Source organism: Streptomyces sp. PKU-EA00015, assembly GCF_013387495.1.
GTDB lineage: Bacteria > Actinomycetota > Actinomycetes > Streptomycetales > Streptomycetaceae > Streptomyces.
In genome coordinates this window covers 1-15,235 of sequence record NZ_JABZEE010000060.1, presented here as the reverse complement: position 1 = coordinate 15,235, position 15,235 = coordinate 1, and the positions used below count along the sequence as shown (strand labels likewise).

Below are 15,235 nucleotides of genomic sequence, written 5' to 3'. Positions count from 1 at the left end.
TATGGGCGCTGAACAGAGGGTGTCAACGGTCCGGTCACGGCATGCTGTGGGGCCGCCGGTCAGGCTGCCGAATGCGGGGTGCCGTCCCCGGCCGGCTGCCCGGCCCGGTACTGGAGCAGCAGCACGGAACGCACCGGCCCGTCGGTCGCCAGGTAGGAGTGGGGGAGCGCCGCGTCGAAGCCCACGTAGTCGCCCGGGCCCAGCTCGACCTCGTACCCGTCCACGGTGACCTCCAGCCTCCCCGACTGGACGACCGTGTGCTCGGTGCCCGCGTGGCCGTGCGAGCGTTGCCGATGGCCGGCGCGGAACTGCTGGTCGTAGACCTCGAACGTGGTGTTCTCGCTTCGGATGTGGCGCAGCGCGCGCAGGTCGACGCCTTCGCCGCTGAGGGGTTCGACGTCCTGCGAGCGCACTACGGTCACGCCGCCGGGCGGCCGGGTGTCGAGGAGGTCGGACACCGGCATCTGCAGGGCGCGGGACAGACTGAAGACGGTTTCGATCGTCGGGTTGCCGTTGCCGGACTCCAGTTGGGACAACGTCGCCTTGCCGATCCCGGAGCGCCTGGAGAGCTCGGAGATGGACAGGCCGTTCAGGGTTCTCGCCCGCTTGAGATTGGCGGCCAGCATGCCCTGGATCGATCCGGTCTGCTCGCTCACGACGCTTTCCCCTCCAGCGTTCACTATACCGAACGGCGCGTGTTCGGTAGCCCGACCATAGCCGACCACGCGGGGACCGCCGCGCCGGCGCAGTCCCTGCGGGTGCGCAGCAGCGTGCTGGCCTTCGCGTCCTCCACGCGAGGCTGGATCCACGGCCCGGGCAACGAGGGCTTCGTGAAACTCGTCGAGGACGCCGAGCGGGGCGTGCTAGTCGGTGCGACCTCCGCGGGGCCGACCGGGGGCGAAGTGCTGTACGGGCTGAACGTGGCCGTTCACGCCGAGGTGCCCGTCGACCGGCTCCGGCACATGATCTACACCTACCCGACCTTCCACCGGACGGTCGAGGCCGCACTCGGAGCCCTCCGCTGAGCCGCTCACAGACCACCCACGCCCACCCGCCGCCCGCGCCGGCGCACCATGCCGGGCCGCGACCCCGGCGAGTCCCACAGGTCGGCCTCCTCCCTGGAACTCCATCGACCTGTGTTTCGTCATCGCGGTGGCGCAGGCGTCCGAGAGCCTGCACGAGGCACTGGTCCACGGGCAGTACGTCACCGGCGCCCTGCGCTTCGCGCTGGTCTTCTTCACCGTCTGGTGGGCGTGGATGAACTTCACCTGGTTCGCCTCGGCCTACGACCCGGACGATGTCCCGTACCGGTTGACGGTGCTGGTCCAGATCACCGGGTCGCTCGTGCTCGCCGCCGGTGTCTCCCGCGCGTTCGAGGAGGGCGATCTGCGGGTCATCACCCTCGGATACGTCGTGCTGCGTACGGCGCTGGCCGCCTTGTGGCTGCGCGCCGCGTGGTCCGACCCCGCTCGGCGGGCCACCACGCTGCGTTTCGCGGGGGGAGTGACGGTGTGCCAGATCGGTTGGGTCTGCCTGCTCGGTCTCCCGGTATCGGCGCGGCCGGCGGGCATCGTGGTGATGATCGTCGCCGAGCCCTGCGTCCCGGTGTGGGCCCAGTCCGCCGGGATGACCCCATGGCATCCGCGCCACATCGCCGAGCGCTACCAGCTCTTCACCCTCATCGTCCTCGGGGAGTCCGTCGCGGCGGCCACCGTCGCCGTGCGGGGCGCCTTCGACCGGCACCACGGCATCGGCTCGCTGTACGCCCTGGCGGCCGGCGGCCTGCTCATGGCCTTCACGATGTGGTGGCTGTACTTCGCGAGGCCCGCACACACGCTGCTGGCCACGACGCACCAGGCCCACCGCAGCAGGTTCACCTGGGCCTACGGTCACTACCTGATCTTCGCCTCGGCGACCGCCGAGGGAGCCGGTCTGGCCGCGTACGCCGATCACGTCACGGGGCACACGGGCACCTCGCCCGCGGTTGCCGGCGCGGCGGTCACTGTTCCCGCGGCCGTCTTCCTGATAACGGTCTGGGCCGTACACCTCCGGCCCCACCAGGGGACCGCGGTCGAGCGGGCCCCGTATCCCGTCGCCGCGGTCGGCCTGCCGGCGGCGGCGTGGTCCCCGGCGCCGGCCCTCGCCGCCGGCGCCCTCGCCTTGGTCGCGGTGGTCGCGGCAGGCGACGCCCGGCGCCTTCGGATCACCGCCGGGGGACCTGTCGACGTACGGGGCGCCCGCTCGTGAAGGAGGCCGCGGGGCAGGGCCCGCCGCCGGACCGGTGCGAGAGGTATTCGTTGAATATAGAATCATTCTTGAGCGAGAGGGGCATGCCATGAGCAACGTCGAGACGCATCCCGCCGAACTGCGCTGCGGGTCAGCGGTCCGGCGTGAGAGCGTGCCGAAGGTCGAGGTCCTCGCGGCGCGGGACGTCCCGCTGGGCGGCCCCAGGGCGATGACGGTGCGACGCACGCTGCCGCAGCGCGCCCGGACGCTCATCGGCGCGTGGTGCTTCGTCGACCACTACGGCCCCGACGACGTCGCCGACACCGGCGGCATGGACGTCCCGCCCCACCCGCACACCGGTCTGCAGACGGTGAGCTGGCTGTTCAGCGGGGAGATCGAGCACCGGGACAGCCTCGGCAGCCACGCCTTCGTACGGCCCGGAGAGCTGAATCTCATGACGGGCGGGTACGGCATCAGCCACTCGGAGGTCTCCACCGCCCACACGACGATCCTGCACGGCGTCCAGCTGTGGGTGGCGCTTCCCGAAGAACACCGGCACACCGGCCGGGACTTCCAGCACTACGTCCCGGACCCGGTCCGGGTGGACGGCGCCGAGGTCAGAGTGTTCCTCGGCGCGCTCGCCGGTGACGCCTCTCCGGTGCGGACCTTCACGCCCTTGCTCGGCGCCGAGATCGTCCTCGAGCCGCGCTCGACGATCACGCTCGGGACGGACGCCGGCTTCGAGCACGGCCTCCTCGTCGACCACGGGAGCATCGGCATGGCCGGCACACTTCTGCAGCCGGCGGATCTGGGCTACCTCGGCACGGGCAACGACACGCTGTCGCTGACGAACGAAGGCGACACCGCCGCACGGGCGGTCCTGCTGGGCGGGGCGCCGTTCGAGGAGCAGATCCTCATGTGGTGGAACTTCATCGGCCGCAGCCACGACGACATCGTCGAAGCGAGAAAGGCGTGGGAGAACGCATCCGACCGCTTCGGCAGGGTCGACGGATACGACGGCGGCCGCCTTCCCGCCCCCGCCCTTCCCTGCACCCCCATCACACCGCGCCGGAACCCGCCGCGGCACTGAAGGCGTACGACGACCCGGGCGGCCGGGCCGAGCGGACGGCCGCTCCGACCGGAGGGCCGGGCCGTCCGGTCTCGGCGGCCTCGGCCGTGCGGCGATCGTCCGACGGAAGGCCGGATCAGTCAGCGGTGGCCCGGACGGCCTCCTCGATCAGCTCGGCCACGGCCTTGGGATGAGCGAGCATCACCAGGTGCGAGGAGTCGATCTCGACGGTCGTCATGCCGGCCCGCTCGTACCCGAAGCGCTCCACATCGGGGTTGAGGGTGCGGTCGGCCGCGGCGACCAGGCCCCAGGAGGGCTTGGTCCTCCATGCCGCCTTCGGGGCCTTCTCCGTGAAGGCCTGCGCGGCCAGCGGACGCTGGGAGACCGCGAGCACGGAGGCGAGGCGGGGTCGACGTCGTCGGCGAAGACGGACGGGAACCTGTCGACCCGGACCGAGACGTCGGTGCCGGGAGAGCTGGAGCCCTCGATCGGGAAGGGGGTCTGGACGAGCGCGGTGGCGAGGCCCGAGTCGGGGAAGCGGCCCTGCAGTTCGCCCAGGCTCTCGCCCTCCTCCAGGGCGTAGCCGGCCAGGTGGACGAGCGCGCGGACGTTGTCCTCCGCGCCGGCGACGGTGATGACGGCGCCGCCGTAGGAGTGACCGACCAGAACGACCGGGCCGGGTATCTGCCGGACGATCGAAGCGATGTAGGCGGAGTCGCCGAGCAGGCTGCGGTTGGGCACCGCCGGGGCGACCACGTCCAGTCCGCGGTCGATGAGTTCGGGGATGACGCGGGCGAAGCCGGACGCGTCGGCGAAGGCGCCGTGGACCAGGACCACGGTGGGGCTGTCGGAACTTGCCTGTCGGTGCACCACCACTGGCCCGTCCGCGCCTGCGTCGGGAAGGTCCGCTCCCGTTGACGGGCCGCCGCCGCGGGCACGCGCGACCCGGTCGGACCGGGACACGTCCCTGCGCTTGCGGACAAGGAGCGGTGCGCTCGAGGACAATAGGCAAAGGGACGTTCGCCCTAGCGTGGTGAGAACCCCCCGCGCATGCCGCGAACGTTCTGCGGCGACCCCGACGGGCCGTGCGGTCCGTATGCCGCGCGCTCCTCCACGGGGGAGCGCGGCCCTGCGCACGCGCCAGCCAATCCGGACGAAGGAACGAGCACTTGCCGTACATCACTGTGGGCCAGGAGAACTCCACCACCATCGACCTCTACTACGAGGACCACGGAACCGGGCAGCCGGTCGTCCTCATCCACGGCTTCCCGCTCGACGGCCACTCCTGGGAGCGGCAGAGCGCCGTACTGCTCGAAGCGGGCTACCGCGTGATCACCTACGACCGCCGGGGCTTCGGGCAGTCGAGTCAGCCGACGGCCGGCTACGACTACGACACCTTCGCCGCCGATCTGAACACCGTGATGGAGACCCTCGACCTGCGGGACGCGGTACTGGTGGGGTTCTCGATGGGCACCGGTGAGGTCGCCCGGTACGTGTCCGCCTACGGCTCCGCCCGGGTCTCCAAGGTCGCTTTCCTGGCGTCGCTGGAGCCCTGTCTCCTCAAGACCGACGACAACCCGGACGGCGTCGCACCGAAGGAGTTCTTCGACGGCGTGGTCGCGGCCGTCAAGGCGGACCGGTACGCCTACTACAGCGACTTCTTCTCGGACTTCTACAACCTCGACGAGAACCTGGGCACCAGGATCAGCGAGGAGGCGGTCCGCAACAGCTGGAACGTGGCGGCGGGCGGCGGCTTCTTCGCCGCCGCCGCCGCACCGTCGACCTGGTACACCGACTTCCGGGCCGACATCCGGGCCATCGACGTGCCGGCCCTGATCCTGCACGGTACGGCCGACCGGATCCTGCCCGCCGAGGGCACCGCGCGGCCGTTCCGCAAGGCGCTCCCCTCCGCGGACTACGTCGAGGTCGAGGGCGCCCCGCACGGCCTGTTGTGGACCCACGCGGAGGAGGTCAACACCGCGCTCCTCGCCTTCCTGGCGAAGTAACCCCCGTTCCTCTGGGGCACCTTGCCGATCCGGGCACCCGGCCGCTCGACCTCGAGGCCGAGGCCTCCGACACCAAGTCCAAGGTGCTGCAGATCGTGGAGGTGCGCCGCGCCATGGAGGGCGAGGCGGCCGACCTGGCGGCCGCCCGGGCCGCGCCGGGTGACGTGGCCCGGATGCGTCAGGCCCGGGACGCGATCGACGCGGCGGTCGCGTCCAGAGGCGACGGCGTGGACGAGGACCTCGCCTTCCACCGGTCGATCGCGGAGTCGACCGGAACTCGGTGATGGTCTCGACGGTGCGGTATCTCGGCGAGGTGCTGCGCAGCGGCATCCGTGTCACGCGAGCGAACGAGGCGCGGCGCGGCGACTTCTTCGAAGCCGTCCGGCAGGAGCACCACGCCATCCTGGCCGCCATTGAGGCGGGCGACGGCGAGGCGGCGCGCACCGCCGCGCGCCGCCACATGAAGCACGCCGCGTCCCGGCTCCAGGACGCGGACGACGGGTTCTGGACGCAGACCGAGGACCTCGACGTGGACCTCGACACCGCGCCCTGACCGAGCGGTGCCGAGCGGGTGCCGGCCGCCGTCGCCGGACGCCGGCGGGGCCGCTGGGGGTGCGTTGCCCCGCGAGCCGCGATGAGTCCTGCGGCGTCCGGCGGGCGTACTGTCGAACCCGTCACCGAGGAGGGCTTCTGATGCGCAGCGTGACCTATTCGATGAACGTCTCCCTTGACGGCTACATCGTCGGGCCGGACGGCGAATTCGACTGGACCGGGCCCGACGAGGAGGTCTTTCGCTTCTGGATCGACGAGATTCGACAGGTCGGCGTCCACCTGTTGGGACGACGGCTGTACGAGACGATGCTGTACTGGGAGACCGCCGACCAGGATCCATCGCTCGACGACTCGATGCTCGAGTGGGCCGCGCTCTGGAAGCCGCTCCCCAAGGTGGTGTTCTCCACCACGCTGTCGGCGGTGCAGGGCCATGCCCGCCTGGCCTCCGGCGGCCTGGCGGAGGAGATCGAGCGGTTGCGAGCCGAGCCGGGGGAGGGCGACATCGCGATCGGCGGCGCGACTCTCGCCGCGGAGGCGCACGCGTTGGGTCTGATCGACGAGTACCGGGCCATGGTCTACCCGGTGCTGGTCGGCGGTGGCGTTCCGTTCTTTCCCCGACGCGAGCGCCGGGTGGATCTCGAACTCGTCGAGACCAACACCTTCAGCTCGAAAGTCGTCTACCTCCGCTACCGCGTGGCGCGCTAGGTGTGTTGTCCGGCCGGGTTGTGACGCCGCCGGCTGGTGTTCGGCCGCCGTAGGCGAGGCCGGAGTGGTCGTCGACTGACGCCTTTCTGCCCCCCGCTCGGACCCCGTCAACCCTGGGTCGGAGACGATGGTCGTGCTCATGGCCGACGCCGCGGCCGTCGGCCCCCGGAATGCTGATGCCCATGACGACCGACAGGACGACGTACGTCGTCGGCCCGCCGCCTCCCGGCCACCCGCCCGCCGTACCGCTGCCGTACCACCGGCTCGCCCGCGTGACCCATCGGCACCGCTGGTGGCGGCCGTTGCTCGGGACGCTCGTGGTGATCGGCGGCACCACGATCTCGATGCTGGTGCTGCTTCTCTTCGTCGAGTTCGCCGCGATGGCGACGGACCGCCCCGTCGACGCGGAGGGCTGGCGCACCTGGGGCGACATCGGCGACGCGGCGATACTCCTGCTGAGCATCGCCGTCGCGATTCCGCCCGTGCTGCTGGCCGCCCGCTGGACACAGCGCCGGCCGGCCGGGACCGTGTCGTCCGTCGCCGGTCACCTGCGGTGGCGCTGGCTGGGGACGTGCCTGGTGGCCGGACTGCCCCTGGTCGTCGCGGCGTTGGGGGTCTCCCTGCTGCTGCCCGATCCCACGGGCGACAGCGAGGACGTGGCGTGGGCAGGGCTGTCGTCCTTCCTCCTCGGCCTCGGGATGGTGTGCGTCCTGGTGCCGTTCCAGGCCGCGGCCGAGGAGTACGTGTGCCGGGGCTGGCTGCTGCAGGCGGTCGGCGCCTGGTGCCGCTCTCCCTGGATCGCGATCGCGCCGCAGTCGGTGCTCTTCGCCGCGGCCCACGGGTGGGGGACCCCCTGGGGCTTCGCCGACCTGGTCGTCTTCGGACTGGTCACGGGACTGCTGACCATACGTACGGGGGGGCTCGAGGCCGCGATCGCGCTGCACGTCCTCAACAACCTGCTCGCCATGGGCATCGCGGCGGCGATCGCCGGGGCGCTCGCGTCCGACGAGACGGCCGCCGACATGGAGCCGTTGGCGTTCGCCGTGGACGTGGTGATGCTCGTCCTCTACGCGGCGGTCGTGCTGTGGCTGGCCCGCCGCCGCCGGCTCAGCGCCCTCACCTCGCCGGCCGCGGACCCGCGCCCCACGCCGTAGGCGAGTGGCATCCGCCTCGCAGGGCGCTGATCCTCGTCGAGGGCCGCCGGCGCGAGTCCGGCCGGAGCGGGGTCCCGTACGTCGCCGGAACGGAGACCCTGCCCCGGCACGGCGGCGTCCCGTCGATGACCTGTCGGCCGCCGTGCGCCCGCTCGTCACCGAGCTTCGGCTGTGGCTGCCGTCGGCTCTGCGGCCGCCGCCGGGCGTGGTCAGGCAATCCCCCCGCCGCCCCGCTCGGCTCAGACGGCGGGCAGCGCGTACAGCCGCTCGGCGTGCATCACGGCCAGCCGCTTGCCCGCCGCGACCACGTACCACCGCTGGATCTCACCGGTGTTGTCGTTGTACGTCCAGCGCAGCTTCCCGGTCGCCGCGTCGAAGGCGTGCACGCCGCCTTCCTCGTCGAGCTCGGTCGCGCCGTACAGCGTGCCGCCCACCTTGGCGAACTGCCACGCAGCCGTGGCCGAGTCCAACAGGTCCTCGTTGTGCCAGATCTGCTTGCCCGTACCGGGGTCCACCGCCCACATGCCGCGCGCTGTCGGAAGCGTAGAGCACCCCGTCCAGGACCTGCGGATCGTTGAACGCGCTGAACTCCTCCGTCGCCAGCGACCAGCGCTCCGTCCCCCCGGCCAGCGTGAACGCCCGCAGTTTCTGCCCGTCCGCCACGATCACCATGTCCTCGTGCACGGCGAAGCGACGGTGGTTGGCCCTGCCGATCTTCTTCGTCCAGAGCTGCCGGCCCGTCGTCGTGTCGCGGACGGTCACGTTCTCGCGGAAGTCGGTGTACGCGAGGCGCCCGCCGATGACCGCGGCGGTGATGCCGTGCGGTCGGTCCCCTTGTCTCGCTGCTCACGCCAGGCGATCTTGCCGGAGGTGGTGTCGATCGCGGCGATCACGTTGTTCGGCGTCGAGAAGTCCTCCTCCAGGATCCCGGCGACGACATAGACGTGGCGGTCGTCGGCCGCGACGGGGCGCGGCTGCTGGTACGCCTTGCCCAGGCGGCTGCGCCAGGTCTCCTTGCCCGTGGCCGGATCGAGGCCCACCACGTCGCCGTCGTACTCGGCGCCGGCGAGATAGAGCGTCCCGCCGCCGATGAGCAGATCGGCGCCGGGAGTGGTGACGCCCGGCCGTGACCACTTCTCCTTGCCGCTGACGACGTCACGCCCCACCAGCGGGTCGCCCGACACCACGACCGTGTCCCCGACGACCGCGAGCGCCTCCATCCCGGACAGGGCGTCGTTGGCTGTCTCCTGCTGCCACAGCGGCTTGGGGGCGGTGCCCGGGGGCGGGGTGGTGAAGGTGTCACCGCCCTTGCCTCCGCCGGGAGTCGTGCCGCCGTCCGACGCGCCCATTTCCTCCTCGGGGGTGCACCCCCATGCGCCGGCCCCCAGCACGGCCGGCCCGAGCCCCGTCCCGGCCAGCCTGAGTGCCTGCCTGCGTGACACCGCGCGCCCGTAGTGTCCGCCCATGTCAGTTCCCCGTTCCGTTTCGCCCGGATGTTGCCGACGCCCCCACGGACGCTTCGAGCGCGGTCAGGTTATGCGCAGATTTCGGCCAGTCGTCGGGCGGTACGCAACCGGGACGTGCCCGTGAAACCCCTGTCACACAAGATCAGCGAATCCTGGCACCCGAGAAGGTGTGGCCGCCGAGCCGGTTTGAAGCCCGCGACGCCGTAAGGCCCTGAGGATCCGCAGGGACCCGCCGCCGCCCGCGTGCAGGCCCGAGCGGTTTCGCGCCCATCGGGCGACAGCCGATGCGACGCTCGGGCCGCCGCTTTCATCCTCCGTCGACCAGCACCGGGCTCTGACGGAGGCGGACGAACGTCATGACCGCAGAGGGGTCAGAGGGTGGCGATGTCCACGCTGATGTCGCCGTCGACGCGGACGGCGACGTCGAGGTCCGCGGCGAGGACGAGGCGCTTTTCGAGGGTGGCTTCGATCCTGGACTCGATCTCAGCGGCGATGGCAGCCTCGAGTGCGGCGTCGGCTTCTGCTTTCGCGTTGGTGACGACGGTCAGCCGGATGTCGACCCTGCCGCCCAGGCCGGTCCGCGCGACGGCGGAGACCGTGACGTCCACGTCGAGGTTCTTCTCGAGAACGGCTTCCACGTCAGCCGCGATGGCCGCCTCGAGTGGTGTGACGACCCGCTGCTCGGCCGAAGCGGCGGCAGGCGACGCGAGGGCCGCGGCCGGGGCGGTGGAGGACGCGCCCAGCGTGAGGGCGAGAGCGGCGACGGGGACGACTGAGGCCTTGAGGGCTTTACAGCCAACGAGTGACATGCTGTGAACCTTTCGTGAGCGAGGAACGCCATGGGTGCCTGCCGGTCGGACAGACGGGCCTATGGATTCCCTCACTTGCGGTTTTCACCACCCGTTATGGCGCGAATACGCTGATTAGGGTGAACGCGCCGAACGCCCTGAACAGGCGGGAGGAGCGCGCTGTCGCCCGGCCGGCCGGCACACGCCGGCCGGCCGGGCGACGCCCAGGAGCTGTCAGGTGTGGGACACGGCCGCCGGTGCGGGGGCCGGGGCCGCAGGAGGAGGCGGAAGCGGTGGCTTCCGGGACTGGAAGCGGCTCACGGCCGGTGACGTGACCGCCGTGGTGATCAGCGCCATGAGGACCAGCATCGTGAACAGTTCCGGCCCGATGACCCCGAGTTCCAGGCCGATGTTCAGCACCACCAGCTCCGTCAGGCCACGGCAGTTCATCAGGGCGCCGACCGACAGGGCCTCTCGCCAGGAGCGGCCGCAGGCGCGGGCCGCCCCCGCCGCACCGCCCCACTTGCCGAGCACCGCGACCGCGAGCACCGCACCCGCCCACAGCCACTGCACCGGGTCGGCGGCCAGGGCCCCGATCTCCGTACGCAGCCCGGTGTGCACGAAGAACAGCGGCAGCAACACGGGCACCGCCACGGCGCGCAGCCGGGCGGCCGACGCCTCGATACGGCGATGCCCGCGCGGAGTGACCACGCCGAAGAGGAAGGCGCCGAACAGCGTGTGCACCCCCACGAGGTCCGTCACGAGCGCGGACAGGCTCAGCCCGCTGAACAACAGCACCAGGAGCACGCCGTCGTTCGTACGGTCGGCCCGTGCCGCCGCCCACCGTGCGAGCAGCGGGCGGACCACCAGGACCATCGCGGCGGCGAAGGCCACCGCGAGGCCGGCCGTCGTCACCGCGTCGAGCGGGGAGCCGGCCGAGGCCAGGGCCACCACCAGAGCCAGCAGGGACCAGGCGGCCACGTCGTCGGCCGCCGCGCAGGCCATCGCGAGCGCGCCCAGCGGGGTTCCGTACAGGCCGCGGTCCACCAGGATCCGGGCCAGCACCGGGAAGGCCGTGACACTCATGGCGACCGCCACGAACAGCGCGAACGGCGTCAAAGCGACACCGTCAGGGGCCAGTTGACCGTACATGCCGACGGCCAGCAGCGCGCCGAGCCCCAGCGGCAGCAGCATGCCCGCGCTGCTGACGGCCACCGCGATCCGGGAGTGGCCGCGCAGCGTGCCCAGGTCCAGCTCGAGTCCGACGAGGAACATGAAGGCCAGCAGGCCGAGCTGTCCCAGGACCGAGGTGTACGGCAGCACCGACTCCGGGAACAGCCAGTGATGCGCCTCGGGCCACAGCCAGCCGACCAGCGACGGGCCGAGCAGGATGCCCATGGCGATCTCGCCGATCACGGGCGGCTGGCCGAGGCGTCTGAGGAGGACCGCGCCCGTCTGGCAGGCGAGTATCACCACGGGCACGGCGACCAGCAGCGCGGGAAGGGGGTCAGCGGCGGACACCGGCGGCTCCTTCGGACGGCAGCACGGGAGGTACGGGCGGGGCGGGTGTGATCGCTGCCGGCTGCGGCGCGGAGGCGGCGTCGGACCATCCCGCGTAGCGGCGCAGGCCGTACAGCAGCGGTTGCGCGGCGGGGCGGACCGTCACCCGGCTCGCCTCCGCGAAGACGGCCGTGTGGTCGCCGAACGCGACCGTCTTCACGACCGTGCAGTCGGCGATGGCGTGGGCGGCCGCGATCAGGTGCGGGCCGCTCGCGCCCAGTGGCAGCCGCCACTCCGTGCGCTCGAAGCGGTCGGGCGCCCCGGAGGCGAACAGGTCCGAGGTCGCGCGGGCCCGCTCGTGCAGCAGGTTGAGCGCGAACTGCCCCTGTTCGATCAGCGCTTGGAGCGTGGGGCTCGCGGTCCGGATGCAGACCACCAGGGTGGGCGGGGCGAGCGCGACGCTCGCCAGCGAACTGCATGTCAGGCCGCGAGGCCGGTCGTCGGCGTCGAGGGTGGTCACCACCGAGACCCCGGAGGGGAAGGCGGCCATGAAGGGGCGGAGGTCGGTCTGCCGGAGGACGGCGGAGCCTTCGGCCCCGGGCGTCCCTTCGTTGTCGTCGCTTGCCGGTACGTCCCGGTGCGGCACGGAGTTGGGCATGTCTGACTCCCTGTGGGTGACGAGCAGTGCGGCCCGGTACCCGGCGGGTTGCGCCGGGTACCGGGCCGTGGGTGCGGCGGCAGGGCCGGGGCCCGGAGGACGGCACCGGATCTGCGCCGGGGCGGGGAGGCGCCTGGACGGGGCTTCGTGGCCTGTCCGGGCAGGGGCCGTTGACGGTTGCTGTCCGGTGGGTGGTTTCCACGGGGTCGGCGCCGGGACCGGGGGAGGCGACACGCGGTCCGGTCCCGGCCGCGTCCTACGCGTGCAGTCGCTTCAGGTACTCGTACGCGCTGGGCAGGGTCTCCAGCAGGTTCTGCTGCTGGCGCTTGACCGTCTCGAACAGCGGCTCCGCACCCGCCACGGACTCCGGCTTGTGCGCCAGCGCCGGCAGCGGGGCGTCCGGCTCCAGGCCCATGCCGGCGAAGATGCAGTAGTAGCTGCCGTTGGTCCAGAAGTTGCGGAACTCGGCCTCGAAGTTGCCGTAGTACGTCGACTCGTCGGTGATCGGCGAGTTGATCGGCAGCCCCGCCCGGTAGGCGGAGATCTTCTTCTGGATGTTGTCGGGGAGCGTCAGCTCCTTGTTGGCCCGCCAGAACGGCGTGTCGTTGCGCGGCGCGTAGAAGAAGTGCGCCTGGATGAAGTCGCGGGTGTCGTCGAACATCACCTCGATCTCGTGGTTGAAGCTGTCGATCAGGCCCGGGTTGAACGTCTTGTCGGGGAAGTGCTTGGCCAGCTGGTAGATCGCCGCGGTGATGAAGTAGATCCCGGTGGACTCCAGCGGCTCCAGGAAGCAGGACGACAGGCCGATGCTGACCACGTTCTTCACCCACGCCCGGCGGTTGCGCCCGACCCGGAAGCGGATGTGGTTGAACTTCGTCTTCTCCGGGTCCAGACCCCACATCGCGGCGAACTCGGCGGTGGCCTCGTCCTGTTCGGTGAACTTGCTGGAGTAGACGTATCCGGTGCCGAAGCGGCCCAGCATCGGGATCTTCCACGCCCAGCCGGACGACATCGCGATCGCGGAGGTGTACGGCTCCACGCCGCCCTCCTCGTCGTCGTGCGGGACGGCGGTGGCGACCGCGCTGTCGCACAGCAGGTGGTCGCTCATGTCGACGAACGGCTCCGCCATCGCCTGGTTGATCAGCAGCCCGCGGAAGCCGGAGCAGTCCACGAAGAGGTCGGCGTCCAGGACCCTGCCGCCCTTGGTGTGCAGCTCCGTGACGTAGCCGCGCTCGTCCTGCCGCACCTCCGTCATCTCGTCCTGGACGTGGTTGACGCCCTGCTTCTCGATGGCGAACCGGCGCAGGAAGTCCGCGACGAGCTGGGCGTCGAAGTGCCAGGCGTAGCGGGTGGCGGACCGGCCGTCGAGCCAGCGGGGCGACTTCATCGCGTCCATCACCGGGGGCTCGCGGAAGCAGGCGTAGTCGAACGGCTCCGTGGTGCGGCCCTCGTACTTCCGCTTGAACCAGTAGTGGGACAGCGGCGTCTGGTCGTAGTCGGGCAGCAGCCCGAACGGGTGGTAGAAGTGGTCGGGCGAGCCGTCGGCCAGCTCCCGGGCCGCGGCCTCGCCCTGGCCCTCGGTGCGCCAGTTCACGAACCGCACCGCCATCTTGAAGCTTGCGTTGCACTCACGCATCCACTCGTCCTCGGCGATGCCGAGGTAGTCGAAGAACGCGCGCTGCAGGTTGGGCACGGTCGCCTCGCCGACCCCGATCCGCGGGATCGCCGGCGCTTCCAGGACCGTGATGTCGACCGTGCCCTGGAGAGCCTTGCCGAGATACGCGGCGGTCATCCAGCCGGCCGTACCGCCGCCCAGGATGACGACCTTCTTCAGTCGGGTGTCGGTGCTGGTCATGGAGCAGCCCTCATTTCGGAGTCGGGATTCGCGGCCGGAAGCCGAGGAGCTGAAGGAGAGGCGGATGCCGCTACGGGGCCGGACGGGCCGGCCGCATCCGGCGGTCGGGGCCCGGACGCGTCCTGCGACGTCGGTCCCGGGACCGTCGAGCCTTATCGTGGTCCGCCGTCCTATGACGGACCTACAGAGGCGAGATCCGGCCGGTATAGGCCGTTCGTAGAGCCCCGGAACACACTCGGCCGCAGGCAGAGCGGCAATACGACGTAACCCGGGAGGAAGCGATGACCACCGCGGTGACCGGAATTGCGCGGCAGGCGGTACGCATCCGCTTCCTGGGCGACTTCGAACTGACCGTGAACGGTGCCCCGGTGCGGCGCTGGCGGGCCGGCAAGGCCCGCGGGCTCTTCCAGTACCTCGTGATCCACCGCGGCCAGACGCTCACCCGCGACCGGCTGTACGAGGTGTTGTGGCCCGGCTGCGACCGGTCCGCGGGCGGCAGTTCGCTGAAGGTCGCCGCGCACGCGCTGCGCCGTGTCCTCGACGCGCACCCCGACAGCCCCCACGAGTCGGGAATCCGGCTGCACTACCGCGACTTCGGCTACGTCATCGACATCGCCGAGCTCTGGTCCGACGTGGACCGCTTCCAGGAGCTGGTGCACAGCGGGCTGCGGGCGGCCGGCACCGGCGACCGCGGCACCGCGCGGGAACGGCTGCGGTCGGCGGTGGGGCTGTACGCGGGCGAGTTCCTGCGCGGGGAGAACGCGGACTGGGTCGTCGAACAGCGCGAGTACCTGCGGTCGCTGGCGCTCCGGGCCTTGGACGTGCTGCGTGCGGACGCCGTCGAGCGCGACGACTTCCCGGAGCTCATCGAGATCTGCCGGCGCACGCTCGGCATCGACCGGCACCACGAGGAGACCTACCGGGCGCTGATGGCGGCACACGGGCGCCGCGGCGAACTCGCCTGCGTGCGCAACTGGTACGAGCTGTGCGCGCGCCGGCTGCGCGACGACCTCGACGTCGCCCCTTCCGCGGAGACCGAGCGGCTGCTCGCCACGCTGGTGACTCCGGCCGGGTCCCGCCCCGCCCTCCGTCCCCGCCCGGCCCGCCGCGCCCGCCCCGACACGCGGGCCGGTACGCGTGCCCCGTCCCCGGCCGGCCCCGGGACGCGGCCCGCGCCCGCCGCCTGGCCCGCGTCCTGGTCCCCGCTCCGGCCTGTCGGCCGGCCCGCGTCGCCGGCCAACGCCGGGCCCGGCGCC

The 15,235-nt window shown here is 71.7% G+C and carries 15 protein-coding genes and 1 pseudogene; 9 read left to right on the top strand and 7 right to left on the bottom strand.

Annotated features, from left to right (window positions below; translation table 11 throughout):
* Positions 1-59: 59 nt before the first annotated feature.
* Positions 60-656, bottom strand: a complete 597-nt coding sequence (locus HW130_RS30705) for a helix-turn-helix domain-containing protein (protein ID WP_177153035.1) — start codon at positions 654-656, stop codon at positions 60-62.
* Between the two features lie 39 nt (positions 657-695).
* On the opposite strand from HW130_RS30705, the gene HW130_RS30700 reads away from it, so the two are divergent.
* The 3 genes from HW130_RS30700 (at position 696) to HW130_RS30690 (ending at position 3,316) form a co-directional block, all read left to right on the top strand.
* On the top strand, positions 696-1,025 hold the full coding sequence (locus tag HW130_RS30700) for a hypothetical protein (protein WP_309140633.1): 330 nt from the start codon (positions 696-698) through the stop codon (positions 1,023-1,025).
* A gap of 127 nt (positions 1,026-1,152) precedes the next feature.
* Complete coding sequence (locus tag HW130_RS30695) at positions 1,153-2,247, top strand: low temperature requirement protein A (RefSeq protein ID WP_218184155.1); 1,095 nt, start codon at positions 1,153-1,155, stop codon at positions 2,245-2,247.
* 88 nt (positions 2,248-2,335) lie between these two features.
* A complete protein-coding gene (locus HW130_RS30690; RefSeq protein ID WP_177153034.1) occupies positions 2,336-3,316 on the top strand; it encodes a pirin family protein in 981 nt (326 codons plus the stop codon).
* Positions 3,317-3,529: 213 nt separating this feature from the next.
* On the opposite strand, the gene HW130_RS30685 is transcribed toward HW130_RS30690, so the two are convergent.
* Positions 3,530-4,132: an alpha/beta fold hydrolase gene (locus HW130_RS30685; RefSeq protein WP_309140632.1), complete on the bottom strand. Its 603-nt coding sequence runs from the start codon at positions 4,130-4,132 to the stop codon at positions 3,530-3,532.
* A 332-nt stretch (positions 4,133-4,464) separates the two neighbouring features.
* On the opposite strand from HW130_RS30685, the gene HW130_RS30680 reads away from it, so the two are divergent.
* From HW130_RS30680 to HW130_RS30665, 5 genes are all read left to right on the top strand, one after another.
* On the top strand, positions 4,465-5,301 hold the full coding sequence (locus HW130_RS30680) for an alpha/beta fold hydrolase (RefSeq protein ID WP_177153033.1): 837 nt from the start codon (positions 4,465-4,467) through the stop codon (positions 5,299-5,301).
* Positions 5,302-5,384: 83 nt separating this feature from the next.
* Entirely contained in the window at positions 5,385-5,585 is a 201-nt protein-coding gene (locus tag HW130_RS36375; RefSeq protein WP_309140631.1) for an FCD domain-containing protein, read from the top strand.
* Positions 5,585-5,854, top strand: a complete 270-nt coding sequence (locus HW130_RS36370; protein ID WP_256356448.1) for an FCD domain-containing protein — start codon at positions 5,585-5,587, stop codon at positions 5,852-5,854. Before HW130_RS36375 ends, HW130_RS36370 begins: the two co-directional genes overlap by 1 nt.
* A gap of 140 nt (positions 5,855-5,994) precedes the next feature.
* On the top strand, positions 5,995-6,558 hold the full coding sequence (locus HW130_RS30670; protein WP_177153032.1) for a dihydrofolate reductase family protein: 564 nt from the start codon (positions 5,995-5,997) through the stop codon (positions 6,556-6,558).
* A gap of 182 nt (positions 6,559-6,740) precedes the next feature.
* Positions 6,741-7,712 (top strand): CPBP family intramembrane glutamic endopeptidase, encoded by a 972-nt coding sequence (locus HW130_RS30665; protein WP_177153031.1) that lies wholly within the window; start codon positions 6,741-6,743, stop codon positions 7,710-7,712.
* Between the two features lie 239 nt (positions 7,713-7,951).
* On the opposite strand, the pseudogene HW130_RS37130 reads toward HW130_RS30665, so the two are convergent.
* The 5 genes and pseudogenes from HW130_RS37130 to HW130_RS30640 all read right to left on the bottom strand — a co-directional run bounded on the left by HW130_RS37130 (position 7,952) and on the right by HW130_RS30640 (position 13,979).
* A pseudogene (locus HW130_RS37130) lies at positions 7,952-9,178 on the bottom strand (PQQ-binding-like beta-propeller repeat protein).
* A gap of 371 nt (positions 9,179-9,549) precedes the next feature.
* The gene (locus HW130_RS30655) at positions 9,550-9,987 is read right to left on the bottom strand and encodes a hypothetical protein (protein WP_177153030.1); all 438 of its coding nucleotides are present in this window, start codon (positions 9,985-9,987) and stop codon (positions 9,550-9,552) included.
* Positions 9,988-10,200: 213 nt separating this feature from the next.
* A complete protein-coding gene (locus tag HW130_RS30650) occupies positions 10,201-11,487 on the bottom strand; it encodes a cation:proton antiporter (protein WP_177153029.1) in 1,287 nt (428 codons plus the stop codon).
* A complete protein-coding gene (locus HW130_RS30645) occupies positions 11,474-12,124 on the bottom strand; it encodes a flavin reductase family protein (RefSeq protein WP_177153028.1) in 651 nt (216 codons plus the stop codon). Before HW130_RS30645 ends, HW130_RS30650 begins: the two co-directional genes overlap by 14 nt.
* Positions 12,125-12,380: 256 nt before the next feature.
* Positions 12,381-13,979 carry a tryptophan halogenase family protein gene (locus HW130_RS30640; protein WP_177153027.1) on the bottom strand — a complete coding sequence of 533 codons (1,599 nt, stop codon included), beginning with the start codon at positions 13,977-13,979 and terminating at the stop codon, positions 12,381-12,383.
* A gap of 281 nt (positions 13,980-14,260) precedes the next feature.
* On the opposite strand from HW130_RS30640, the gene HW130_RS30635 reads away from it, so the two are divergent.
* Positions 14,261-15,235, top strand: a 975-nt coding sequence (locus HW130_RS30635; protein ID WP_177153026.1) for a BTAD domain-containing putative transcriptional regulator, incomplete at its 3' end; no start/stop codon positions are given.

Excerpts from the sequence above, each read along its gene's own strand:
- HW130_RS30665 (WP_177153031.1), top strand. The coding sequence starts at position 6,741 with ATGACGACCGACAGGACGACGTACGTCGTCGGCCCGCCGCCTCCCGGC.
- HW130_RS30690 (WP_177153034.1), top strand. The coding sequence starts at position 2,336 with ATGAGCAACGTCGAGACGCATCCCGCCGAACTGCGCTGCGGGTCAGCG.
- HW130_RS36370 (WP_256356448.1), top strand. The coding sequence starts at position 5,585 with ATGGTCTCGACGGTGCGGTATCTCGGCGAGGTGCTGCGCAGCGGCATC.
- HW130_RS30645 (WP_177153028.1), bottom strand. The coding sequence starts at position 12,124 with ATGCCCAACTCCGTGCCGCACCGGGACGTACCGGCAAGCGACGACAAC.
- HW130_RS30640 (WP_177153027.1), bottom strand. The coding sequence starts at position 13,979 with ATGACCAGCACCGACACCCGACTGAAGAAGGTCGTCATCCTGGGCGGC.
- HW130_RS30655 (WP_177153030.1), bottom strand. The coding sequence starts at position 9,987 with ATGTCACTCGTTGGCTGTAAAGCCCTCAAGGCCTCAGTCGTCCCCGTC.
- HW130_RS30670 (WP_177153032.1), top strand. The coding sequence starts at position 5,995 with ATGCGCAGCGTGACCTATTCGATGAACGTCTCCCTTGACGGCTACATC.